This is a genomic window from Streptomyces sp. NBC_00078, from assembly GCF_026343335.1.
Taxonomy (GTDB): domain Bacteria; phylum Actinomycetota; class Actinomycetes; order Streptomycetales; family Streptomycetaceae; genus Streptomyces.
Genome location: NZ_JAPELX010000001.1, coordinates 4,458,265 through 4,481,462 on the forward strand (window position 1 = coordinate 4,458,265; position 23,198 = coordinate 4,481,462).

18 protein-coding genes, 3 tRNA genes and 2 pseudogenes are annotated in these 23,198 nt (G+C 70.6%); 9 read left to right on the forward strand and 14 right to left on the reverse strand.

The window, feature by feature from the left end; genetic code table 11:
• Positions 1–96: 96 nt before the first annotated feature.
• Positions 97–506 (reverse strand): annotated as a pseudogene (locus OOK07_RS20945) (ATP-binding protein).
• On the opposite strand from OOK07_RS20945, the pseudogene OOK07_RS43300 reads away from it, so the two are divergent.
• A pseudogene (locus OOK07_RS43300) lies at positions 498–905 on the forward strand (tyrosine-type recombinase/integrase); the annotation flags it as partial. The pseudogenes OOK07_RS20945 and OOK07_RS43300 sit on opposite strands and share 9 nt — an antisense overlap.
• An 82-nt stretch (positions 906–987) precedes the next feature.
• Here the strand turns inward: OOK07_RS43300 and OOK07_RS20950 are convergent.
• Together OOK07_RS20950 and OOK07_RS20955 are read right to left on the reverse strand one after the other, a co-directional pair.
• Positions 988–1,060, reverse strand: a tRNA-Arg gene (locus OOK07_RS20950).
• A gap of 188 nt (positions 1,061–1,248) precedes the next feature.
• Positions 1,249–1,339 (reverse strand) — tRNA-Ser (locus OOK07_RS20955).
• A 190-nt stretch (positions 1,340–1,529) separates the two neighbouring features.
• On the opposite strand from OOK07_RS20955, the gene OOK07_RS20960 reads away from it, so the two are divergent.
• Together OOK07_RS20960 and OOK07_RS20965 are read left to right on the forward strand one after the other, a co-directional pair.
• Positions 1,530–1,994, forward strand: a complete 465-nt coding sequence (locus tag OOK07_RS20960) for an SSI family serine proteinase inhibitor (protein WP_266797928.1) — start codon at positions 1,530–1,532, stop codon at positions 1,992–1,994.
• 344 nt (positions 1,995–2,338) lie between these two features.
• The gene (locus tag OOK07_RS20965; RefSeq protein ID WP_266797930.1) at positions 2,339–6,565 is read left to right on the forward strand and encodes a PAS domain-containing protein; all 4,227 of its coding nucleotides are present in this window, start codon (positions 2,339–2,341) and stop codon (positions 6,563–6,565) included.
• 344 nt (positions 6,566–6,909) lie between these two features.
• On the opposite strand, the gene OOK07_RS20970 is transcribed toward OOK07_RS20965, so the two are convergent.
• From OOK07_RS20970 to OOK07_RS20995, 6 genes are all read right to left on the reverse strand, one after another.
• Positions 6,910–8,589: a long-chain fatty acid--CoA ligase gene (locus OOK07_RS20970; RefSeq protein ID WP_266797931.1), complete on the reverse strand. Its 1,680-nt coding sequence runs from the start codon at positions 8,587–8,589 to the stop codon at positions 6,910–6,912.
• A 137-nt stretch (positions 8,590–8,726) separates the two neighbouring features.
• A complete protein-coding gene (locus OOK07_RS20975) occupies positions 8,727–9,284 on the reverse strand; it encodes a SigE family RNA polymerase sigma factor (protein ID WP_266682341.1) in 558 nt (185 codons plus the stop codon).
• Positions 9,285–9,442: 158 nt separating this feature from the next.
• Positions 9,443–10,609 carry a lipid-transfer protein gene (locus tag OOK07_RS20980; protein ID WP_266682342.1) on the reverse strand — a complete coding sequence of 389 codons (1,167 nt, stop codon included), beginning with the start codon at positions 10,607–10,609 and terminating at the stop codon, positions 9,443–9,445.
• A complete protein-coding gene (locus OOK07_RS20985) occupies positions 10,606–11,025 on the reverse strand; it encodes a MaoC family dehydratase (RefSeq protein ID WP_266682343.1) in 420 nt (139 codons plus the stop codon). Before OOK07_RS20985 ends, OOK07_RS20980 begins: the two co-directional genes overlap by 4 nt.
• Complete coding sequence (locus OOK07_RS20990; protein ID WP_406312088.1) at positions 11,022–11,996, reverse strand: bifunctional MaoC family dehydratase N-terminal/OB-fold nucleic acid binding domain-containing protein; 975 nt, start codon at positions 11,994–11,996, stop codon at positions 11,022–11,024. Before OOK07_RS20990 ends, OOK07_RS20985 begins: the two co-directional genes overlap by 4 nt.
• Before the next feature lie 240 nt (positions 11,997–12,236).
• The gene (locus OOK07_RS20995; RefSeq protein ID WP_266682344.1) at positions 12,237–12,548 is read right to left on the reverse strand and encodes a hypothetical protein; all 312 of its coding nucleotides are present in this window, start codon (positions 12,546–12,548) and stop codon (positions 12,237–12,239) included.
• Positions 12,549–12,878: 330 nt separating this feature from the next.
• Between OOK07_RS20995 and OOK07_RS21000 the strand changes: the two genes are divergently transcribed.
• Complete coding sequence (locus tag OOK07_RS21000; RefSeq protein WP_266682345.1) at positions 12,879–13,751, forward strand: bifunctional DNA primase/polymerase; 873 nt, start codon at positions 12,879–12,881, stop codon at positions 13,749–13,751.
• Between the two features lie 44 nt (positions 13,752–13,795).
• Complete coding sequence (locus tag OOK07_RS21005; RefSeq protein ID WP_266682346.1) at positions 13,796–14,254, forward strand: hypothetical protein; 459 nt, start codon at positions 13,796–13,798, stop codon at positions 14,252–14,254.
• Positions 14,255–14,297: 43 nt separating this feature from the next.
• Here OOK07_RS21005 and OOK07_RS21010 read toward each other — a convergent pair whose 3' ends face one another.
• From OOK07_RS21010 to OOK07_RS21020, 3 genes are all read right to left on the reverse strand, one after another.
• Positions 14,298–14,732, reverse strand: coding sequence for an AfsR/SARP family transcriptional regulator (locus OOK07_RS21010; protein ID WP_266797933.1), 435 nt, complete (start codon positions 14,730–14,732; stop codon positions 14,298–14,300).
• A 171-nt stretch (positions 14,733–14,903) separates the two neighbouring features.
• Positions 14,904–14,990, reverse strand: a tRNA-Ser gene (locus tag OOK07_RS21015).
• A gap of 112 nt (positions 14,991–15,102) precedes the next feature.
• Positions 15,103–16,584: a S1C family serine protease gene (locus OOK07_RS21020; protein ID WP_266797934.1), complete on the reverse strand. Its 1,482-nt coding sequence runs from the start codon at positions 16,582–16,584 to the stop codon at positions 15,103–15,105.
• Between the two features lie 256 nt (positions 16,585–16,840).
• Here OOK07_RS21020 and OOK07_RS21025 point away from each other — a divergent pair, with 256 nt between their 5' ends.
• The 3 genes from OOK07_RS21025 (at position 16,841) to OOK07_RS21035 (ending at position 19,539) form a co-directional block, all read left to right on the forward strand.
• Entirely contained in the window at positions 16,841–17,668 is an 828-nt protein-coding gene (locus tag OOK07_RS21025) for a glycerophosphodiester phosphodiesterase (protein WP_266797936.1), read from the forward strand.
• 236 nt (positions 17,669–17,904) lie between these two features.
• On the forward strand, positions 17,905–18,465 hold the full coding sequence (locus OOK07_RS21030; protein WP_406312091.1) for an ATP-binding protein: 561 nt from the start codon (positions 17,905–17,907) through the stop codon (positions 18,463–18,465).
• A gap of 84 nt (positions 18,466–18,549) precedes the next feature.
• Positions 18,550–19,539, forward strand: coding sequence for a DUF5926 family protein (locus tag OOK07_RS21035; RefSeq protein ID WP_266682350.1), 990 nt, complete (start codon positions 18,550–18,552; stop codon positions 19,537–19,539).
• Positions 19,540–19,783: 244 nt separating this feature from the next.
• Here the strand turns inward: OOK07_RS21035 and OOK07_RS21040 are convergent, their stop codons facing one another.
• Both OOK07_RS21040 and OOK07_RS21045 read right to left on the reverse strand, forming a co-directional pair.
• Positions 19,784–20,416, reverse strand: coding sequence for a hypothetical protein (locus tag OOK07_RS21040; protein ID WP_266797938.1), 633 nt, complete (start codon positions 20,414–20,416; stop codon positions 19,784–19,786).
• A 56-nt stretch (positions 20,417–20,472) separates the two neighbouring features.
• A complete protein-coding gene (locus OOK07_RS21045) occupies positions 20,473–21,138 on the reverse strand; it encodes a bifunctional DNA primase/polymerase (protein ID WP_266682352.1) in 666 nt (221 codons plus the stop codon).
• 493 nt (positions 21,139–21,631) lie between these two features.
• Between OOK07_RS21045 and OOK07_RS21050 the strand changes: the two genes are divergently transcribed.
• On the forward strand, positions 21,632–23,143 hold the full coding sequence (locus OOK07_RS21050; RefSeq protein ID WP_266801992.1) for a PP2C family protein-serine/threonine phosphatase: 1,512 nt from the start codon (positions 21,632–21,634) through the stop codon (positions 23,141–23,143).
• Positions 23,144–23,198 lie beyond the last annotated feature (55 nt).

Consider the following 23,198-nt stretch of genomic DNA (forward strand, 5'->3'; position numbering starts at 1 on the left):
AACGGCATTCCCCTGGTGCAGGGGGTAGGCGGGCTGCCCAGCAGCGGTAGGCGCCGATGCGCGCTTCGGCCGATAAGCGTTCCGAGGTCGTCGGTGTCAGCATGGGTGGCCTCCCGGGCGGACACCCCTGTAGAGCTCTGCCGTGACGGTGTGGCCGCCATCGCTGTCGTGGACCACGACCCGGTGGTCGATCGCGGTGACCATGCCCAGGCCCCGGCCGTGCTCCTCCTCCTGGTCCTGGTGGTGTTCGGCCTTCGGGGACGTGCCCGTGCCCCCGTCATCCGTGACCGAAAGGGCGATCACCTGCGGTGAGACCCAAGCGCCAGATGGAAGCTGCCGGACATGAGGCCGCTGGCGGTGTGCAGGATCGCGTTCGCGCTCAGCTCGCTCACGATCAGTTCGGCGTCTTCATCCAAAGGGGAGCCGCGCAGGATGTCGCGAGTCCAACGGCGGGCCCTGCTCACCTCTTCCGGAAAACCTGGGCAAGTGAGCCCCCAGACCCGGATGACTTCCTGCCCCTCCCTGAGTTCTGCCTGAAGGCACTCCGCATGCGCCGCGCTGAACAGATCGGCGACGAAAAGGCGGCTGGGTAGCTCTGGCAGGATTCCCGCGGCCTCGTCTTCACCACGAAATACGGGACAGCCATCGAGCCGGGCAACCTCACCCGCATGTTCGCCCTGCGCGCTCGCCGCGCCGGCCTCCGGGTCATCCCGCTCCGGAACACCCGGCACACCTGCAGCTCGCTCCTGGTCGCCCTGAAGGTCCACCCGAAGGTGGCTCAACGGATCCTCCGCCACTCACAAATCGCCATGACGATGGAGGTCTACGCAGAGGCAAGCGAGGAAGAGGTGCGGGCCGCTCTCGGCAAGCTGTCCGCTGCAATGGGCGGCGCCGAGTCCGGCTGATATCAACCGTTGCTGTACTTCACTGCTGTACGGCACGAAAAAGCCCCCTCCGGGATGATCCCGAGGGGGCTTTGACCTGCTGTGCACTCGGCAGGATTCGAACCTGCAACCTTCTGATCCGTAGTCAGATGCTCTATCCGTTAAGCTACGAGTGCTTGTTTTGTTTTCCTGCCGGTCCTGGTCCTTTCGGCCCGCTCGCGGCGACAGGAAGAACATTACATGACTGCCGCCGCCATGTGAAATCCGTTTGGTGCACCCCTTGCGAGCTGGGAAAACACCTCTGCGGCGGCCTCGGGAACGACGAAGCCCCGGTCGGGTGGACCGGGGCTTCGGTGATCATGCGCGGAGGCGGAGGGATTTGAACCCTCGATGGGATTGAAGTCCCAAACCGCATTAGCAGTGCGGCGCCATAGACCGGACTAGGCGACGCCTCCCGCACAGCCGCCCGCGCGAGCGCGAGTGGTGCGTGCAGATGATGACACAGTCGAGCGTGCTGTCACCAATCGACTCCTACGGTACTAGGCAGGCGGGCCGCAGGGCAAAGTCCTTCCCGGCCGCGCCGCACCGCTTCCGCCGGTGGGGCGGTGCGCGCAACGTCCTGACCGGTGGGACGTTAGGCAGCGCATGTTCCTCGCCCGGTTTCTGGTCGTCGCCGCCACCGCCGCCTCCTCCGTCGTGCCCGCCGCCGCCCACGCCGACACCGGCGGCCTCACCCTCGCGCCGCCGCCCGTACAGGACGAGGACCGGGGCGGCGACCGCCTCACCGTCACGGTCCGGCACACGGGCGACGGTACGGACGGGACGTATGAGCTCTCCTGCCATCCCGGAGGCGGCACCCATCCCGACGTCAGCGGTGCGTGCGACGCCCTCGATCACCGCACGGTGTGGGGCAAAGACACCTTCGCCCCCGTGCCCGACGACAGCGTCTGCACCATGCAGTACGGCGGGCCGGCCACCGCGCATGTCACCGGGACCTGGGCCGGGCGGCCCGTCGACGCGTCGTACGACCGCAGCGACGGGTGCGAGATCGGCCGTTGGGACCGGCTCGTGCCATTGCTGCCCGATCTGCGGCCGCACGGGCTGGCGTAGAGACTGCCGGCGTGGAGACTGCCGGCAGGCGGTCGCGATGTCGTGGGCTTGGAGGGGACGCAGGGCGAGGGGAGAGGTGGGAGGTGGGAGGGACACGGCGTGTAAGGGGTGGTGATGGGGGAAATCCAGGACTGCGTAAAAGTCCGGCGAAGGTCTCGCGCAGGCATGCGCAGGCCAGGGGATGCGGTCACATGTTCTACGTCACTTCGTCGTGCGACCTCCCTCTCATCCGGCGTCGCGAGCGGAAGCACTGCGCTTAGACTCCCTCGCGTGACACGTCGCGGGCAGGTTGGCAAGATGGCCCGAGCGGTCGGCAAGGTGCGGTAACAGGGAGGAAGCGTCTCGTGAGCAGCAGGCCATCCCGAGGCGCTGCTCGCCTCGCAGCCATACTGGACGCGCTTCCCGATGCGTTGGTGCTGGTCAACGCCAATGGGACCGTCGTCAACGCGAACACGATCGCGCTCGAGGCCTTTGAAACGCCCGGGACCGCACTCGTCGGACGGGGACTCCTCGACCTGCTGCCGCAGTTCGACTCCAAGCTCATCCCGGGGTCCATGCGGCGGCCCGATCACATGGACCCGGCCGGGCGGACCAAGCCAACGCGGATGATCGCGCGGCGGACCGACGGAGTCGAGTTCCCCGTCGAGGTCACCAGCGCCAATCTTGAGAACGGCCAGCAGGCCTACGACGGCTACGGCTACAGCGGCGACGAGCTGCTGATGCTCGTCGTGCGGGACCTGACCGGGACCGTGGACACCGAGGCCGAGCTGGCGCGTTCGCAGCGGCAGACCGAGATGATCCTGCGGGCCGCGTCCGAGGGCGTGGTCGGGACCGACACCGAGGGCCGGATCGTCCTCGTCAATCCGGCCGCCGCTCAGATCCTGGGCTACCGGGCCAGCGATCTGGGTGGCAAGGAACTGCACGACCTCGTGCTGCACTCGCGGCCCGACGGAACTCCGTTCCCGTACGCCGAGTCTCCGCTGGCCGACACCCTGCGTTCCGGGCGCAAGCACCGGGTGCGCGGGCAGGTGCTGTTCGCGAAGGGCGGGGGCAAGGTCTCCGTCGACCTGACCACAGCGCCCGTGCGCGACGGCGACCAGCTCGTCGGTGCCGTGATGACCTTCGCCGACCGGCGGCCGTACGACACGCTCGCCGAGGAGAAGGCCGCCGACGACAAGCGGCATGCCGAGGAGCTGGAGCGGATCGAGGAGGAGCACGCCTCCGAGCTGACCGCCCTGCGCCAGAAGCACGTCACCGAGCTCGAGGAGCTGCAGGAGCAGCACGAAGAGGAGCTGGCAGCCGGCGAGGACCGGTATGCCGCGCTCGGTGAGCGGGAGAAGGACCGGTACGAGGCGCTCGCCGGGCGGCACGAGCAGCTGCTGACGCTGCTGGGGCGGTCGTTGCGGGGGCCACTGGACGAGTTGCGGCGCGAGCTGGCCGCCCTCGCCTCCGACGACGCCGGGCAGCTGTGGCCCGAGGCCAATCAGGTGCTGCACCATCTGTCGGCCGGTTACTCCCGGATCACCACGCTCATCGACAACGTCCTCGGCTATCAGCTGCTGGACGCCGGGAGCGAGCAGATCCACCGTACGAAGGTGATGCTCGACGCCGTCGTCGCCGCCGGTGTCGACGGGGCCGTCGAGCTGATCGGGCCCGGGCGGGTGCAGTTCGCCGTGCACGCGCCGCCCATCGAGGCCGAGGTCGACCCGCAGCGCCTCGCGAGTGCGCTCGCCCACCTGGTCGCGGACGTCGCCGGCGTCGACGCGACCGGCAACGCGCCCGTGTCGGCGGGCGGTTACATGGACAACACGGTCGTGGTCGCGGCGGCGCAGCGCGGTGAGGTCGTACGGATCGAGGTGCGCGGGCCGTACGCCGGGGGAGACCCGGTGCACGAGCCGATCGTGCGCGGGATCGTGCGCGCCCATGGTGGCGTGCTGCAGACGCACGACGTGCCGGGGATGAGCGGCAGCGCGTATGTGCTGGAGGTGCCCATCGGGGGCGGGGCCGGGGCCGTCGTGCCCGATGGCCCGGTCGACGGTTCGGGTGCCGACGAGGACGCCCTGTCCGAGCAGGCCTCGGGTGGCGGGCGGCGGCGCGCGCGGCGGCCGTCCGTCGACGCGTTCCTGGACAGCGAAACTCCGGGGGAGCCCGGTGACCCGGCGGAGGGCGGTGACGCGGAGACCGGTGTGCCCACCGGACGGCGTCGCAGGCGCGCGGTCGAGGAGTCGGCGGCCGCCGCGGCCTCGACCACCGGCGCCCTGGAGGTTTCCGGCGGTACCGGGCGGCGGCGTGGGCGGTCGGCCGAGGGCGCTGGTGGCGGTGCGGGTGACAGCGCTGCCGAGGGCGCCGTCGTCATGGCCGGCGAGCATGGCGCGGGGACCGCGGCCGTCGGTACGGGCCTGGGCGGGACCGTGCCTCCGCAGGGCGTGCCCGCGCCGGGCGGCCGACGTGCGCGACACGGTGGTGAACAGCACGCGCTGCCGGCCGCGCTGCCCGCGGCGGCAACTCCGGCGCCTGCCGACCAGTCCGCGCCCGGCGAGAGCGCCGAACCGCCCGGGCGTCGCCGCCGCGCTCTGGCCGCCGCGAACGAGCGCGCCGCCGCACAGGAGGCAGCCCCCCGTTCCGTGTTCGCCCTGCCGCCGGCGGAGGCGGACCGGGCGTCGGAGGGTACGCAGGGGACGGTGCCGGCGCCTGTGCCCGCTCCCGTACCGGTCCAGGCACAAACACAAACACAGGCACAGGCTGCCGGGTTGGTGCAGACTCCCGTGCAGGCGCAGGTTCCGGCTCAGGCCTCGGTTGCGGGTCAGGTGCCGGCTCAGGGTCAGGTACCGGTTCCTGTTGAATCGGCGGTGCCTGTTCAGTCGCAGGTCCCGGGCCAGCCGCAGAATCCGGCGCGACCGCAGCTTCCCGGCCAGGGTGTCCAGGAGGGGGCGGGTGACGTCCTGGCCGACGACGGACGCCACGACGCCGTACCGCACGACCAGTCCGGCGACCACACCCCGCCCCAGCCGCACCCCACGAGCGCGCCGACGGGCCGCCGTCGCCGTGCCGTCGCACAGCCGGGTGGGCAGCCGGGTGGGCCGGAGGCCGGTGGGCAGAACGTCGGGCAGGGGGCGCCGGTTCAGCAGGCCGCGCCCGTTCCCGCTCAGGTGACGCCCGGTCAGCCGGTCCCCGCGCAGGCCACCCAGGTCCCGCAGGGGCCGAGCGCCGGCCCGGCTCCCGTACCGCCGCAGGTCGCGCAGCCCGCACAGGCCCCGCAGCCCGCCCCGGCCGCCTCCGGCGCTCCTCTCCCCCCGGAAGCCCCCGCGGCACAGACACCAGGACAAGAGCAGGGGCACGGACAGGAACCGGGACAGGGACAGGTACCGGCGCAGGCGCGAGCTACCCAGCCTCCCCCCGCAGCGGCCGCCGCGCCGGTCGCTCCCGCCGCCCCCGTCGACCCGAACTCCACCCAGGGCCGGGCGATCAGTGTCCGGACCCTGGGGCAGGGCGTGCCGTTCACGCGGCAGGCAGCGCAGGTGCAGCAGCCGTCGGCCACGCCCGCCCCACACAACCCGAGTGGGTCCGGCCGGCGTCGCAAGCTCGGTACCCGGACCGATCCCGCCGCCGCGGCCCCGGAGCAGGCAGCCCGTCCGCATCCGTCGGCCGAACAGTCCCCCGCGCAGCCCCAGCCGCAGCCCTCGCTGGCCGGGCAGTCCCGGCTCGCGCAGATGACGGAGGGCACCGGGCGGTCGTACGCCATAGGCGCGCCGGACGAGAACGCCGCCGAGGGACCCGAACCGCTGGACGGGCCGGGCGGGGCCGTCGAGGTGGCGGACCCGCCGCGGCCGCAGCCGATGGACGACGAACTGCCGCCGGAGCCGCTGGACAACCCGCGGCGGCTGCTGGTGTGGCCCGCGCCGGACGTGACGACCCAGCAGGCGCTGAGCGACCGTGGCTACCGGCCCGTGATCGTGCACTCGCGCGAGGAGGTCGACGCGCAGATCGCGGCTTTCCCTGCCGCACTGTTCGTGGACCCGCTGACCGGGCCGATCACCCGTACCGCGCTGCAGTCCCTGCGGCAGGCCGCCGTCGCTGCCGAGGTGCCGGTGATGGTGACCGCGGGACTCGGACAGGCGACACGCGAGGCGGCGTACGGTGCCGATCCCGCCGTACTCCTGAAGGCACTCGCGCCGCGGGACAGTGAGCAGCACCCGCCGCGGGTGCTGCTGATCGAGGAGCACGCGGAGATCGCGCTGGCGCTGACCGCGACGCTGGAGCGGCGCGGGATGCAGGTGGCGCGGGCCGCGAGTGATGCGGACGCGGTGACTCTGGCGGGGCAGTTCAGGCCGAACCTGGTCGTGATGGACCTGCTGCAGGTGCACCGGCGCCAGGCCGGGATCATCGACTGGCTGCGCGCGAACGGGCAGCTCAACCGCACCCCGCTCGTCGTCTACACCGCCGCCGTCGACCAGGCCGACCTGCCGCGGCTGGCCTCCGGCGAGACGGTGCTGTTCCTCGCGGAGCGTTCCACGAGCGGCGAGGTGCAGAGCCGGATCGTGGACCTGCTGTCGCGGATCGGGACCAACTGACGCGGCAGAGCAGCCGATTGACCGGCCAACAGGCCGACCAGGAGTCTGCGCGGTTCACTTCGCGACGAGCCTGCGTGCCGCCTCCTTGATCGAGGCGCGCAGGCGGTCCTGGTCGGTGTCGTCGGCGGCCACCAGAGGACTGCCGTGCGACACGGGGCCCGGACCGCCGTACGAAAGGGTGCCCGGACCGCCGTACAAGACGGAGGCCGGACCGCCGTACAAGACGGAGGCCGGACCGCCGTACAAGACGGAGGCCGGACTGCCGACTGCCATGCGAAACGGGGCCCGGGCTGTCGTACGAGACCGTGCCCGGGCTGTCGTACGCCCGCCTCGTGGCCCTGGGTTCAGAGCTTGGTGACGTCCAGGTCTCCCTCGGCGTAACGCCTGCGCAGCACCTTCTTGTCGAACTTGCCCACGCTCGTCTTCGGCACCGCCTCGATGATCGTCCAGCGCTCGGGGAGCTGCCACTTGGCGATCTTGCAGGCATCGCTCGCGAGGAAGGCGCGCAGGGACTCGAAGTCGGCGGTGGAGCCCTCGGTCAACACGACCGTGGCGAGCGGGCGTTCCCCCCACTTCTCGTCCGGGACGGCGACGACGGCGGCCTCGGCGACCTCGGGGTGGGACATCAGGGCGTTCTCGAGGTCGACGGACGAGATCCACTCGCCACCGGACTTGATGACGTCCTTGGCGCGGTCGGTGAGGGTGAGGAAGCCTTCGTCGGAGATCGTGCCGACGTCGCCCGTCTTCAGCCAGCCGTCCTCGCTGAACTTGTCGGCCGGGCGCAGGGGTTCGGCGTCGGGGCCGTTGTAGTACGCGCCCGCGATCCAGTTGCCGCGGACCTCCAGCTCGCCGGCCGACTCGCCGTCCCAGGGGAGGCGCTCCCCGCCGGGGCCGGTGAGCCGGGCCTCGACACCGGCCGGGAAGCGGCCCTGGGTCAGGCGGTACGCCAACTCCTCCTCGGTGCCGACCGCGTGGGCCGGCGGGCGGGCGACCGTGCCGAGCGGAGAGGTCTCCGTCATGCCCCAGGCGTGACAGACCCGCATGCCCAGATTGTCGAACGCCTCCATGAGGGAGGGCGGACAGGCCGAACCGCCGATGGTGACCTGGGTGAGGGAGGAGACGTCGCGCGGTTTGGCGTTCAGCTCGGCGAGCAGACCCTGCCAGATGGTGGGGACGGCGGCCGCGTGGGTCGGGCGCTCGGACTCGATCATCTGGGCGAGCGGCGCCGGCTGCAGGAAGCGGTCCGGCATCAGCATGTTGACGCCGGTCATGAAGGTGGCGTGCGGCAGGCCCCAGGCGTTGACATGGAACTGGGGGACCACGACCAGCGAGGTGTCCTGGTCGGTCAGGCCCATCGACTGGGTCATGTTGACCTGCATGGAGTGCAGGTAGATCGAACGGTGGCTGTAGACCACGCCCTTGGGGTCGCCCGTGGTGCCGGAGGTGTAGCACATGGCGGCGGCCTGGCGCTCGTCCAGCTCCGGCCAGTCGTACGTGGTCGGCCTGCCGGCGATCAGCTCCTCGTACTCGTGCACCTGCGGGCGGGCGCCGTCGAGGAGGGAGCGGTCGCCGGGGCCGGAGACGACGATGTGCTCGATCGTGGGCAGCTTCGGCAGCAACGGGGCGAGCAGCGGAAGCAGCGAGCCGTTGACGATGACGACCTTGTCGGCCGCGTGGTTGACGATCCACACCAGCTGCTCGGGAGGCAGCCGGAGGTTGAGGGTGTGCAGCACCGCACCCATGGAGGGGATCGCGAAATAGGCCTCGACATGCTCGGCGTTGTTCCACATCAGCGTCGCGACCCGGTCGTCGCCCCGGACACCGAGCTCGTCACGGAGGGCGCCCGCGAGCTGCACCGCGCGGGTGCCCGCCTCCGCGAAACTGCGCCGCTGCGGCTCGCCCTCACCGGTCCAGGTCGTGATCTGGGACCGCCCGTGTACCAGCACCCCGTGGACGAGGATGCGGGTTACGGTCAGCGGTACGTCCTGCATCGTGCTCAGCACGGTGTCCTCCCGGGGCGACATTGCCTACGCGGCGGTGAGATCTGCGCTGATTCTGCGCACATACCACGCGGTATGTCACTAGGTGCCGATGATCGATCGCATCACGTCGGCTCCCAATAGCCACCAGGTCGGCCCTCAACAGCCACCAGGTCGGCGCATTACCGCACAAGCCCCAGCTCAGAATCCTCGCGCAGCTTGCCGAGCGCACGCGACACCGCCGACTTCACCGTCCCCACCGACACACCGAGCACCTCGGCCGTCTGCACCTCGCTGAGGTCCTCGTAGTACCTGAGGACGACCATCGCCCGCTGCCGCGCGGGCAGTTTCATGATCGCCCGCCACATCGCGTCGCGCAGCGCCTGCTGCTCGGCCGGGTCGTCCGTGCCCCGCAAGGGCTCCGGCTCGGGCAGCTCCTCGCACACGAACTCGTCGACCCTGCGCTTGCGCCACTGCGATGTACGGGTGTTCAGCAGGGCCCGGCGCACATAGCCGTCGAGCGCGCGGTGGTCCTCGATGCGCTCCCAGGCGACATACGTCTTGGTGAGCGCCGTCTGCAGCAGGTCCTCCGCGTCGCTCGGGCTCGCGGTGAGCGACCGGGCGGTACGCAGCAGCATCGGCTGCCGGGCCCTCACGTACGACGCGAACGACGGGTACGGGAGAGTCTGCGTCGCCGGCGTGGCGGCGTTCGAAGCACTGGTGCAGACGGGTGTGGTCATGGCTCCACGCTATGAGCGAGGGCGCCTCCGGCTCATCGGCCGCAGGTCCCGAAGCCGAGTCCGCCTCAGGTTGTAGGGGTGGAGGTGGCTGCACCTCCTGAAGGTGGACGAGCGGGTGGGGGTACTGCGGGATGACACCTGAGGGACACCCGGGTGCCTCAGCCGTCCGCGGCCAGGACCAGGCCCGATGTCGGCACCCCGGTCCCTGCCGTGACCAGCACCCGCCCCGCCCCCGGTATGAGGTTCACGGCCGAGCCGCGCAGCTGCCGCACCCCCTCCGCCACCCCGTTCATCCCATGGAGGTACGCCTCCCCGAGCTGCCCTCCGTGAGTGTTGATCGGCAACGCCCCACCTGCCACGAAGTCCGCCGCCTCCCCTGGCCCGCAGAACCCGAACTCCTCCAGCTGCATCAGCACGAACGGTGTGAAGTGGTCGTACAGGATCGCCACGTCCATGTCGGCCGGCGCCAGCCCGGAGGTGCGCCACAGCTGGCGGGCGACCACACCCATCTCCGGCAGGCCGGCCAGGTCGTCCCGGTAGAAGCTGGTCATCTGCTCCTGCCCGCGGCCCGCGCCCTGGGCGGCCGCCGCTATGACGGCGGGCGGGTGGGGCAGATCGCGGGCCCGCTCGACCGACGTGACGACGATCGCCTGACCGCCGTCCGTCTCCTGGCAGCAGTCCAGAAGTCTGAGCGGCTCGACGATCCAGCGCGAGGCCGCGTGGTCGGCGAGGGTGATCGGGCGGCCATGGAAGTACGCCGCCGGGTTCGTCGCCGCGTACGTCCGGTCGACGACCGCCACGTGCCCGAACGCCTCCGGGGTCAGCCCGTGGGTGTACAGATAGCGCTGGGCCGCCATCGCCACCCACGAGGCCGGGGTCAGCAGGCCGAACGGCAGGGACCAGCCGAGCGCCGCGCCCTCCGCCGACGGCTCCCGGTGCTGCACCCCGGAGCCGAAGCGGCGGCCCGATCTCTCGTTGAAGGCCCGGTAGCAGACGACCACCTCCGCCACACCCGTCGCCACCGCGAGCGCCGCCTGCTGGACGGTCGCGCAGGCCGCGCCCCCGCCGTAGTGGATCCGGGAGAAGAAGGACAGCTCGCCGATCCCGCAGGCCTGGGCCACGGTGATCTCCGGGCTGGTGTCCATCGTGAACGTGACCATCCCGTCCACCTCGCCGGGCGTCAGCCCCGCGTCGTCCAGCGCGGCCCGCACCGCCTCCGCGGCCAGCCGCAGCTCGCTGCGCCCCGAGTCCTTGGAGAACTCCGTGGCCCCTATGCCGACGATCGCGGCCCGCCCGCCCAGCTCGTCCCGGCCACGCACGCTCATCCGGCACCTCCCGACGGGACGGTGACCGTCACCATGCCCGTGACATGGCTGCCGATGCTGTTCGCACCGACCACCCGTACCGTCGCGGTGTTGCCATCGGCCTCCTCGACGACTTTCTCGACCGTGCCCGTCAACACCATCGTGTCCCCGGGGTAGTTGGGCGCCCCGAGGCGTATGGCCACCTTGCGAAGGACCGCAGCCGGGCCGAACTGGTCGGTGATGTAGCGCCCGACCAGGCCGTTCGTCGTGAGGATGTTCATGAAGATGTCCGGGGAGCCCTTCTGCCGGGCCAGCTCGGCGTCATGGTGCACATCCTGGTAGTCGCGGGAGGCGATGGCGCCGGCGACGATCTGGGTGCGGGTGATGGGGATCTCCAGCGCAGGCAGGACCTCTCCGGGCCGCGGGGCGTGCCTCATGCCGCGCCCTCCAGGGTGCGGAAGACGGGGAGCACCAACTCCTCGTCGTACGACTGGAATTCGAGCCGCACGGGCATGCCGATGCGCACCTTGTCGCAGGGCACCCCCACCACGTTGCTGATCATCCGCACGCCTTCCGCCAGTTCGATCAGTGCGACCGCATAGGGAGGGGAGAAGGCCGGGAAGGGTGGGTGGTGCATGACGACGTACGAGTACACCGTCCCCTCGCCGCTCGCCTCCACGGTGTCCCAGTCCGGGCCTCCGCAGCCGCTGCACCCCGGCAGCCAGGGGAAGCGGAGGGTCGCGCAGTCGGTGCAGCGCTGTATGAGCAGTCGGTGGTGCTGGACTCCTTCCCAGAATCCGGCGTTGTCGCGGTTGACGACGGGGCGGGGGCGGGGCGGGGGCTTGTGGTCACGGCGGGCGGGGGCGTACTTGAGGATGCGGAAGCGGTGGGTGCCGACGAGGGTGGGGGTGGTAGGCGTGGCGGGGGTGGTGGGGGCGTCCGGGGCGCGTTTCGCCCTGATGTCCGTGCGCGTGGTCACGAAGTAGCCCGTGCCCAGCTTCGTCGTCTTGCGCTGTGACACCGACTCGATCACCGTGTCGAAGGTGATCTCGTCCCCGGGGCGCAGTGATCGCACGTACTCCTGCTCGCAGTCGGTGGCGACAACCGAGGTGCAGCCCGCCTCGTCGAGCAGGCCGAGCAGTTCGTCGTAGCCCCCCGTGCGTCCCTCGTGGCCGGAGAGTCCGCCCATGGTCCAGGCCTGGAGCATGGTGGGCGGGGCCATGGCGTCGGGGCCGGCGTAGGCCGGATTGGTGTCTCCCATCGCCTCGCACCAGTGCCGGATCATCGGCATGTTGACGGGGTCCTTGCCCGCGCCGGCCACGGCGGCGGCCCGCCCCTCGTAGGCCTTCAGCCGCACCTCCAGCTCGTCCTCACCCGTCACCACCGCAGCCACCTCGCCCTCGCTCACCGTCGCCCCCTCGTCGTCTGCCGCATCTCACTGACACTTCTGGTACACCGCTGCCGCCGAGCGGGTTCCCACGATCTCCGTCAGATTTTTCTGACTGTCCGTCAGATACGGTGGCCTGTCAAGGTCGCTCCGAACGCGAAAACGCCTGTGCGGCGGCACCGAAGTACCGCCGCACAGACGCCTTGCACCCCTTGCACACCACAGCGCACCCCCGACTCCCCTTGGGTCAGGGGCGTCGGCTCACCACAGCTCGCTGAAGTTGATGGCCACGTTCTTGTTCCCCTGGTTGATGGCCGTGAACGCCGAGCCCTTCACCTGGGCGGTGTTGCTCTGGTTCGAGGCGCCGTTGCCGACCGCGTTCTGCTGCGTGGTGGACGAGTTGCCGTTGTTGTCGTGACCGACACCGCTGCCGACGACACTCGCGACACCCGCGTTCGATCCGTTGTCCGCGATGGCGCCGTTGTCCGCCGCCGCGACGCCGGTGAACAGAGCGGCTGCCAGCGGAAGGGCGGAGAGGGCGGCGATGACGCGGGCAGTACGGATGCTTGCCATGTTGTTCCTCCAGAACACCAACGTGAAGTACGGCTTGTTCCAAGGCAGTTGGCCGACCACCTCGGCGGTTGCTCGACGTCGCAAGATCAGAGTTGCCCACCGAACCCCGGCGAACCACCCCGGAAGCCGCTATTCCTCCTCAAGTGCTACAGCAAGTCGATAAACCCCTACCACTACTTCTAAGCCTCAGTTCGGAACAGAACGGGCGACTCGGCACCAAGCGCCGCAAGGGGTGAAGCACTCCTGCACAATTCCGGCCAACCTCGCCGGCCCGGCGCGTCGCACCCGACCCCTCTTCCCTTTTTCGAACATGCGTACGAACATAGAGGCATGGCCACCACCGACCGGCAGGCCACGACGCTGGCCCTCGCACACGCCCTGTCAGCCGCCGAGCGCGGACTGGCCGTCATCCCCCTGTCCCGGACGAAACTTCCGGCCCTGCGCTCCCCCCACCACGACGATCCCGAACGCCGGCCCCAGCCCTGTCACGGCGAGTGCGGACGCCTCGGACACGGTGTCTACGACGCCTCGACCCACCCGGCTCGCATCCGCGAGCAGTTCGCAGCGGCCCCCTGGGCAACCGGCTACGGCATCGCCTGCGGCCTGCCGCCCCACCACCTCATCGGCGTCGACCTCGACACGAAATCGGGCACGGACTCCTCGGCCGCCCTGCGCGAACTGGCCTTACGACACCTGTTCACGATCCCCGACACCGTGGTCGTCCTCACCCCGAGCGGCGGCCGCCACCTCTGGCTGAGCGGCCCGCCGGAGGTCGTCGTCCCCAACTCCGCCGGCCGCCTCGCCCCCGGCATCGACATCCGCGGCGCCGGCGGCTACCTCGTAGGCCCCGGCTCCCGTACCGACCACGGCGTCTACGGCACGGCTCCCGGCACCGCCCACCTCGCCCCCGCGGCCTGCCCGCCCGCTCTGCTGCGCCTGCTGCTCCCGCCGCCCCGTGCGCAGCACCCCACCCCTCCCTCGGCCGGCGACCACGGCCAGGGTCTCGTCCAGTTCGTCCTCGCCGCTCACGAGGGGCAGCGCAACACACGCCTGTTCTGGGCGGCCTGCCGTGCCTACGAGGACGGCATCGGCCCGGCCCTCGTCGATCCCCTGGTCGAGGCGGCCCTCAACACCGGTCTGACCGAACGCGAGGCGCGGGCGACGATCGCCTCGGCGGCCCGGATGACGGGGCACCGGCCCTGACACCCACGGGACGACCGTGGCAGCGCAAGAACAAGAGGAGCTCCATGCACGACCGCCCGAGAGCGCGGACCATGTCGCTGACCCGCGTGGTCCTCGCCTCCGGCCGCCCCGTCGACCTCGCCGAGCTGCGGCTGTCGTCGACGTACGGAGGAATGCCCGCGGGCTATCCCTGCAAGCCGGTCAACGAGATGGTGATCAAGAGCCTGTTGCACACCACCGAACACACCTTTCCCACCAGCCCCATCCACCTCGTCCCGCCCCCGCGCGAATACCCGGACCAGTACGCGGGCGCCTTCGGCCCGGTGGAGATCCTGCCGCCGGTCGCCTGCGTGGGGTCGTTCCGCTCCACGGCGCTGGACCCGTCCCACGACCCGGTCGACCGCTTTTCGGCGCTGACGGTCATCTGGTTCCAGCCGACGATGCAGGTGCCGTCCGAATGCGACGCGGCGGCCTCGCTGCGGGAGGTCGACTGGGAGGGGCTGGCGCGCGACTACGCGCTGTAGCGGTACGTCCGCTCACACCTGATCGACGGGAAGAAACCATCGGTCATGAGCTGTGTGGGAAGCACACCAGAGGCTGGGCCGACTCCACAGCCCGAACGCGTACCTCCGGCTCGCCCCGCAGAATCTGCTCCTCAAGGCGCCGCAGGCCATTCGTCGGATCGAATCCGAGTTCGTCCGCGAGGATACGGCGGACCTGCGGGTAGGCGGCGAGAGCATCAGCCTGCCGGCCCATGGGGTGGAGGGCGATAGTCAGCATTTCCCAGATCCGTTCCCTGAACGGGTGCTGCTGGGTCAGGGAGCGCAGTTCCGGTACGAGAGCGTCTGACTGTCCCAGTTCAAGGCGTACTTGCGCATAGTGCTCGACGGCGAGCAGTCGCAGCTCCTCCAGACGCTGCAGCTCCCCCTGCAGTTCAGGCCCTGTGCCCGCCGCCCGGTAGAGGGCGCTGCAGGAACGGCCCGGACACCGGGCGGGACGCATAAGCCTCCGCACCGGCATGGGTCGCTCAGCACTTTCACCTGGCCCACGGCTGGCCCACACGCACTGGTCAGAGGCGGTACGCATCCGATCCGGAGTGAGACAGGGTGAGCAGAAAAGGCGTGCCCCCGAATCGGGGGCAAGCCCTCTGACCTGCTGCTTCTATGACCTCGGCGGAGGCGGTGGGATTTGAACCCACGGTGACATCGCTGCCACGACGGTTTTCAAGACCGTTCCCTTAGGCCGCTCGGGCACGCCTCCCCGCGCCGCCCTGTGGATCAGCGGCGCGGGGACAAGAGTAACGGGTTGGCACGCGCGCGCGTGGGTCAGATGGTGCTCGACCGGGGAGGTACGCGCGCGTGCGTCGGTGGGGTCAGCTGTCGCCCGAGCGGGAGCCCAGGGTCAGCGGGACCGTGTGGGTCCTGCCGTCTCGTTCGTAGGTGATCGTGACCTTGTCGCCGGGCTGGTGGGTCCAGATCTCGCCGATCAGGGTGGGCCCGGAGTCGATCACATGGTCGTCGAGCTTGGTGATCAAGTCGCCGGGCTTGAGGCCGGCCTTGTCGGCAGGGCCGCCGGACTCTACCGCGGCGGAACCGCCGGAACCCTGGTCGGTGATCTTCGCGCCGCCCGAGGAGCCCTCCAGGGAGACGGACGCGCCGATCTTCGCGTAGACCGGCTTGCCGGTCTTGATCAGCTGCTGGGCGACGTACTTGGCCTGGTTGATCGGGATGGCGAAGCCCAGGCCGATCGAGCCGGACTGGCTGGTGCCGCCGAGGCCGCCGCTGCTGCTGGACTGGATCGCGGAGTTGATGCCGATGACGTTGCCCGACGCGTCGAGCAGCGGGCCGCCGGAGTTGCCGGGGTTTATCGAGGCGTCCGTCTGCAGGGCGCTCATGTACGAGGCGTTGCTGCCGGTGCCGTCACTGGAGGCCACCGGGCGGTTCTTCGCGCTGATGATGCCGGTGGTGACGGTGTTGGACAGGCCGAAGGGGGCGCCGATGGCGATCGTGGAGTCGCCCACGGCCACCTTGTCGGAGTCGCCCAGGGCCAGGGGCTTGAGGTCCGACGGGGCGTTCTTCAGCTTGATGACCGCCACGTCGTAGCCCTGCGCGTGGCCGACGACCTCGGCGTCGTACTTCTTCCCGCTCGGGAAGGTCGCCGTGAGCTTGCCGCCGTCGACCGCGTCCGCGACGACGTGGTTGTTGGTGACGATGTGGCCCTGGGTGTCGAAGACGAAGCCGGTGCCGGTGCCGCCCTCGCCGCTGTTGGACTCGGCCTCGATGGTGACCGTGCTGGGCACGGCCTTGGCGGCCACGCCCGCGACCGTGCCCGGGTCGCGCTTGACGGAGGTGCCGCTGTCGGAGGCGGCGACCGTCGTGGAGCCGGTGTTGTCATCGTTGTTCTTCGCCAGCGTGTAGCCGAGGCCGCCGCCCAGGCCTCCGGCGACCAGTGCGGCCACCAGGATCGCGGCGACGAGACCACCGCGGCCGGACTTCGGTGCGGGCTGCTGCTGGTACGAGGAGCCCCAGCCGGCACCCGAGCCGCCGGAGCCCGCGTCGGAGTAGGAGGGAGTGGCGGGGGCCGGGGGCGGCCAGGAGGCGTCCGGGGCCGAGCCCTGGGTCCCGCCCGCTCCCTGAGGGCCCTGCGCGCCCGTCGACGCGTAGGCAGGTGCATGGCCGGCGTGCACCAGTTCCTGCTCCTGCGCGCCGGGGACGCTCTGAGGCACCGGCGGGAGCGGGGTCGTCGGGGCGCTTCCCCCGGGGGCGTCGGGTGCCGAGGGAGTGGGAGCGTCCACCGGCACGGGAGGCGCGGACGGGGCAGGGGGTACGGCAGTGCCCTCGTTCTCGGTGCTCACAGCTTCTCTCCTCGGTCCACGGCTGTTGTTCTGGGTCGCACTCGGTCACGCTCGTCACGTTGGTCGGCGATCCGGCGCGATGCAGCTGTGCGTGTTCTTTTGTATGCCGTCAGCTTTTCCCATGAGCCGTCAGGGCACCATAAGCCGTGCCTGTGCATTCGGGGCCATTCCTTATATAGGTCATGACGGGCAAAAGGGTCGCAATCTATGTTCCTCCGATCGCACGACTACCCCGCTCCGGTGGCACCATGACGCGGTGACCCACGCACGGCAGCACCGGATTCAAGTCGTCGCCCACCGCGGAGCCTCCGAAGAGGCCCCCGAGCACACCCTGGCCGCGTACAAGAAGGCGATCGAGGACGGTGCGGACGCCCTCGAGTGCGATGTACGCCTGACGGCGGACGGTCATCTCGTCTGCGTCCACGACCGCCGCGTCAACCGTACGTCCAACGGCCGGGGTGCGGTCTCCGCGCTGGAGCTCGCCGATCTCGCCGCCCTGGACTTCGGCTCGCGCAAGACCCGTGAGCTGTGGCGCACCCGCGACGAGGAGCCCGACTGGGAGTTCCTCCCCGAGGACCCCGAGGACACCTCCGTACTGACCCTGGAGCGGCTGCTGGAACTGGTCGCGGACGCGGGGCGGCGGGTGGAGCTGGCGATGGAGACCAAGCACCCGACCCGGTGGGCGGGCCAGGTGGAGGAGCGGCTGCTGGTGCTGCTGAAACGGTTCGGGCTGGACGCTCCGGCCTCCGCCGCCGAGTCGCCCGTGCGCGTGATGAGCTTCTCGGCGCGGTCGCTGCATCGCGTGCGTGCCGCCTCTCCGACGCTGCCGACGGTCTATCTGCTGCAGTTCGTCTCGCCCCGGCTGCGCGACGGACGGCTGCCGGCGGGTGTCCGGATCGCAGGCCCCTCGATCCGGACCGTGCGCAATCACCCTGCGTATGTCGAACGGCTGAAACGGGCCGGCCACCAGGTGCACGTGTGGACCGTAAACGAGCCCGAGGATGTTGATCTCTGCCTCGACCTGGGCATCGACGCCATCATCACCAACCGCCCACGCGCTGTCCTGCGTCAGCTCGGCCGGTGACCGATGTTCTTCACTGGTAAAGACCTGTGAAGAACCCTTGACCCATCCACCCCTTCGGCACCATTCTCCAGACTCGTCCACAGTCGGAATCCAGCCACTCGACTACGGGGAGTGCTCCGGCGCGTTCGCTTCGTGTTCGATCGTTTCGAATGCGTCACTGAACGTGGATTGGCCGGTTTCCGGTACAGGCCAATGGGGCATCCACACCGTGGCGTGGGGCAAAGGAGGTCTCGGGGGTGGCGTTGGTGGTGGCACAGGAGGTGCCCGCGTCGTCGAGCATGGCCGTACCCCATGGCCCGGCGGGCGTGGGCGAGGCGAGACACCGTATGCGCGAGCAGTTGCGCACGGGCGGTCTGCCGGATGCGGTGATCGACGACGCCGTACTGATTCTTTCCGAACTCTTGAGCAACGCGTGCAAGCACGGCCGCCCGCTGGGAGACGCCCTCGCCGGGGACGGCGACGTACGGGCGGCCTGGCGTGTGGACCCGGCCGGGCGACTGACGGTGGAGGTGACGGACGGCGGTGGACCCACCCGCCCGGCTCCGGCCACCCCCTCGGTCACCGCGCACGGCGGCCGCGGCCTGAACATCATCACCGCACTCGCCGACGACTGGGGTGTACGGGACGACGCCCGGGGCGAGGTCACGGTGTGGGTCGTCGTCGACGACGCCACCCACGACCCGGACGCGGGACTTCGCCGCGACCGCTTTCCTGCGCGCGTCACGTCCCCGTCGGTGTCGAGGATTCCGCCGATGCCGGGCCGGGAGTTCGCGGACGCATTCGACGACCTGGACTGAACGGTCCACAGGTTCCCCTGGGCCGTGGTGTGAACGGCTAGGCTCCCGCCGTACCAGACGAGCCGTACCCGGGAGACACCCACGATGGCCAAGAAGCGACCTCAGACGAAGGCCAAGCGCCCGCAGAGCACTGATGGAGCCCGCGCCGCAGGCGCTGATGGACACGTTCCGGTCGTCGGCGCACGCGAGCCCTGCCCGTGTGGCAGCGGCCGCCGCTACAAGGCCTGTCACGGACGGGCAGCCGCGCACGCCGTGACCGAGCTGGTGCACCGTCCCTTCGAGGGTCTCGCGGGCGAGTGCGACTGGGTGGCGCTGCGCGAACTGGTGCCGGCGGCCACGGTGGAACTGCCCCTGAAGGGCGGCCTGCCCGAGGGCGTCCCGTCGGTGACGCTGGCGACCGTGCTGCCCATGGCCTGGCCGGCCCTGCGCCGGGACGACGGCTCGGTGCTGCTGGGCCTGCAGAACGACACGGCGTCCGGTGACATCAGCCGCGACCTCGCCGACACCCTCCAGCGCGCGCTGGCCGCCGAGCCGGGCACGCCGGTCGAGGGCCGTCGCGCGCCCGCGGACGGTCCGCGACTGCAGGATCTGCTCGATCCCGAAGGCGTGTTCGAGCCAGTTGTGCACAGCGGTTTCGAGTTCTGGGTTCCGGACTCGGAGAACGCCACACCGGAAGTGACCGCCTCCCTGGAGCGGGCCAACGCCGCGGCCATCCCGACCGAGAAGCTCACGGGCGTGGACGCCGCGTACTGGTGCGAGACGCCGGACAAGAACCACCTGCGCTGGGTCATGCCGCACCCGGAGGAGCAGCTTCTGGACGCCCTCGCGCGCCTGCACGCGGCGGGCGGGTCGAACCTCGGTGAAGGCACTCGCCTCGTGGGTTCCTTCCGCGCTCACGGGCTCACCGTGCCGGTCTGGGACCTGCCGAGCGGGGTCGCCGCGAGCGACATCGAGAAGCCGGCGGCCGAGTTCGCCGAGCGCTTCGCGAGTGCTCTCGCCTCGGACGCGCCGCTGACCGTCGACGAGCGGCGCGCGCGCGGCGGTCTCACCAATCGGCAGGTCACGCTCAGTTGAGAACCGTGATGTAGCCGGGTTCGGCTGACCGGCCGGTCAGCCGAACCCGGCTACATCGGAATCGGTGACTCCGCTCACAACTCCCGTTCGGCGCAAGCACGTCCGTGACTGGAAAGCCCGGATCGAATTTGCGAACCGCCGATCTCTTGTTACCGTTCGAGTAGCCCGGTTGCTGGTGCATCCCCCGTCGCCAGCAACCGGGCCTTTCCATGCCTGCGATCCCTTTACGGAATGCCGCCGTACGTCAACTGATCGCAGATGCCCCGGAGTTTCCTCCGGAGCCGCTCTCGGGGCCGTCCTCGGACTCGCTTCCGGCGCGCAGCAGCAGTGGCCCGCGCCCGGACTTCGCCGCGAACTCCGCGACCGCCGCGTAGGCGGTCGGCTCACCCTCGGTACGCTCCCGGGGCGTCTCGCACATCCCCGGCTCGTCCTCGGAGCCCACGGCGCAGTGCAACTGCAGCGTGCGGCCGTCGGGCTTCATCAGAGTCAGCGCGGAGTCCAGGATCTCGCCCGTCGCGTTGCGGTAGTAGCTGCGCGCCCAGGTGTCCTGGCCCTGGGTGAGCACACAGGTCTGCGCCTCGATGCCTTCGGGGGAACTGAGTTCGGGGCCGCAGCGGACGGCGGTGGCCAGGCCGAGACCGAGCAGCAGGGGAGATTCGGTGGGAGCGGGGGAGAGCGCCTTGGCGTCCTCTTCGCGCGGAGAGGACCGTACGGCTTCGCGCGCGGGGGCGCGCACGACGGTGCGGCCCTCGTCGCCCACCGGTCCCGCGGATGCCACGGCCAGCGGCAGCGCGACGGCGCACGCCACGACGCCCGCAAGGGCGAGCAGACGGATCTTTTGGGGGTCTGGGGGTCGCTCCCCAGAATGACGCAGCATACTGCGGAAGATAACTACCGCTCAGGGGCCTGCCGTCCCGCGCGCGCCGGACACCCCTACAACTCGGGCGCGCTCACACCCGTACGAGTGAGGGCCTCGACCGCGGCGTCCACCACGGCCTCGACGTCGGGGACCCAGGGGGAGGCGGAGCCGGGCAGTGGCGCGCGCTCCCAGCGGATGTCGCCCTCGCCCGTCTCGGACGGGGGCAGGGTGATGTAACCACCCTCGCCGTGGAAGCGCAGGGAACCGGGGACGAAGTCCTTGGCGAAGAGCAGTTCGCCCAACTGCTCCATGGTGTACGGCTTCACGAGGATCGCCCAGCGGCTCGGCGAGGCGACGACCGGGCCCAGGCGCATGCCCATGCGGTCGAGCGCGCTGAGGGCGTGCACGGCGGCGAGAGCCGGCAGGCTCACGGCGCAGGGGGCGTTGCCACCGGTGGCCAGGATGATCGGCGCGGTGGGCCGGTTGGTCCACCACCAGCGCACCATGCGGGCGTCGGCGGTGGCCGCGAGGAGGCCGGGGTCGAAGGGATGCGCACCGGGCACCGTGCAGTCCGCGTCGGGGCAGGCGCAGCGGGATCGCCCCTGTGGGTCCGCCGCCACACCCGGGAGTACGGGCCACTGCCATTCCGTCGCGAAGGTCAGGGCCGCGCCGATCAACTCAGGCCTTCCGTCGCTGCGCTGGGACAGGAGCCTGCGTCGCCTTCCGAGGATCTCGCGCATGAGCGCTCGTTCCTTTCCGTTGCACCGCTGGCAACACCGTGGGTCACATCACACCATGTGTCGATCACTTCACTGTGCGTACCTGTTGGCGCATCACACCCCTGCCTGAGGCAAGGGGAACCCCTATGGGCCGAACGTTGACTGCATCCGCGGCGGCCTCGTCCGTGCTGCATCCATCAAAAGCATGGGCGTGGCGTGGGGGTGGCGAAGTCTGGCGTTTTGCCGTCCCGCATTTTTCTCTTCGCCTCCGCCACGGGAGGATGGGGCTCGGTCGTCGGTGGCTAAGACGCCCGGGTCGGTCACCAGGTTCCGGGTGGCGTTCAACCATCCCTGGCCTTCTCCGAGTACGTACCCATCACGACCGGTGTGACGCTCTGTGGAGCAACGCCAGTCGACCGCAATACCCCGTTACCCGAGTCAGTTTTAAGCCAAATTTGCTTTTAGGCAAGGGGACCACTGCTTGCCCGTGGACACCAGGAATCCCGGCAGGACAATGCTGGACATCCCCTCACGAGTGCGTGTACATGTGGAGACACTGCTAGCGGCGCAGAATGACATGGGGGTTTGCGATGCTTTTGAGCAATACGCACCGGTCCGAAAGCCGGACGCCATGAACGCCCCTCACCCTTCGAAAGTGGCTGGAATCGATTCAACGGTTCCCTCGCCCGCACACACTGTCGCGCCCGCGCCCGCCGCCTCGGGCACCTCTCCGGTCTCCCCACCGCATGCACCAGGGACGTTGCTCACCGACCGTCTCGCCGCCTGGGTCTCCGACCTCACCACCCTCCATGAACTCACCGAACGCCTGGCCCGCACGGACACACTCACGGACGCCCTGACGGAACTGCTGCGCGCCGGAGCCGCCCTCGTGGGCGCCCGGCGCGGCCTCGTCGTGCTGGAGCCGGGCGACGGACTCGGACCGGACACGACCATCGGCCTCGGCCTCGCCCGCGCCGACCTCGGGCACATCGAGACCGTGCCGCGCAGCGCGATGTCGTACGGCCGCATCCTCGACGGACTGCCGGGCGGGGACGGTGAGATCGCCCAGCCGGATCTCTTCGCCGAGGACGGACTGGACCCCCGGCACCGTGAGGTGGCCGCCCGTCTCGGCTATGCCGCCTGTTATGCCCTTCCGCTGGCCGGCGAGAGCGCGGGCCGGACCGGCGCCGCCGTGTGGCTGTACGACGAGCCCGCCGAGCCGGTCGAGCGCCAGCGCCACCTCGTGGGGCTCTACGCCCGTTACGCCGGCGAGCACCTGGCCCGGCTGGTGGAGGTGGAGCGCACGCGCGCGTGCATGAAGACGATGACCGAGGAGCTGCTGCCGTCCCGGCTCCCCCGCGTGGCCGGCGTCCAGCTCGCCGCCCGCCACCGCACCGGCCCGCGCGGCGGCGGCGACTGGTTCGACGCGCTGCCGCTGCCGGACGCCGCGCTGGGTCTCGCGGTCGGCTCCGTGACCGGCTCCGGGCCGAGCGCGGTCGCCGCGATGGGACGGCTGCGGGCGTCCCTGCGCGCGTATGCCGTGATGGAGGGCGAGGACCCGGTCGCCGTCCTGTCCGACCTCGAACTGCTGCTGCGGCTGACCGAGCCCGCCCGCTCCGCCACCGCCCTGTTCGCCTACTGCGAACCCTCCCTGCGCAAGATCACGCTGGCCGGCGCCGGGCACTGCCCGCCGCTGCTGGTCGGCGAGCGGCGCACCGAGTTCGCGGAGACGTCCGTGTCCGCGCCGCTCGGCATGCTCGCCTGCTGGGAGGCGCCGAGCATGGAGCTGCAGGCCGAAGCCGGCGAGACGGTGCTGCTCTACACCGACGGGCTGCTGCACCGCACCGGCGACCCCACCGACCGTGCCTTCGCCCGGCTGCACGCGGCGGCGGCCGACGTGCCCAGGGCGCTGCGGCACGACCCCGACGCGATCGCCGACCACGTGCTGCGGACGGTGCTGCCGGACGGGCTGGACTCCGCGGACAGCGAAGAGGACGTGGTGCTACTGGCGGCTCGCTTCGAGTAGCCGCCGGTGACGTCCGTAACAGGTCCTCCTGCCCTGGGCCCCCTTCCGTACGACC